Source organism: Vibrio sp. 2134-1, from assembly GCF_033339495.1.
The window spans coordinates 1-541 of sequence record NZ_JAWOUS010000862.1; the positions used below are offsets into that span (position 1 = coordinate 1).

Sequence of the window (541 nt, forward strand, 5' to 3'; positions counted from 1 at the left end):
CAGCTTGAACAGCAAGTGCTCTTGGCTTTGCTCTGGTGTCAAACTCAGCCCTTTATCTACCACTGCTAAGCTCTCTTTATCGCGCCCTAACAACTCAAGAACGGTCGACTTCGCCAGCCAATAACGAATCAACAGATCCTTGGGCTGGTTTTGCAGTAGAGAGTCTTCTTCTAATGATTCGATTTGTGCTAGTGAACTTTGTGGCAGCGCGTAAATTTGGCTCTCAATCCCTTCAAGAGATTGCAGAAACTTATCTTTTGGCTCAGGGCTTTGTGCGTAGACTTTGGTCGTCAAAAACACGAACCAAAACACAAGCGACAACGCTCTGAGCTTATAAAATTGCGACATTATTATTATTCCCTGATGGGTAGTTACTTCAGTGTGGTGGGAAGTTTTGATTATTATTTTGCACGTGAATGACAATGGTCACACCGCGCATGCTTTCCCATGCATTCTGTAGTGAATAATAAATCACCAACTTTCGATGTAGAAACGATTTCGTCCCACAAAAAAGACAAAGAGAATAATTTTCAACCATAAA

The 541-nt window shown here is 42.1% G+C and carries 1 pseudogene; it reads right to left on the minus strand.

Annotated features, from left to right (window positions below):
- Positions 1-348: pseudogene (locus tag R7R78_RS28950) on the minus strand (GGDEF domain-containing protein); the annotation flags it as partial.
- Between the last annotated feature and the right edge of the window lie 193 nt (positions 349-541).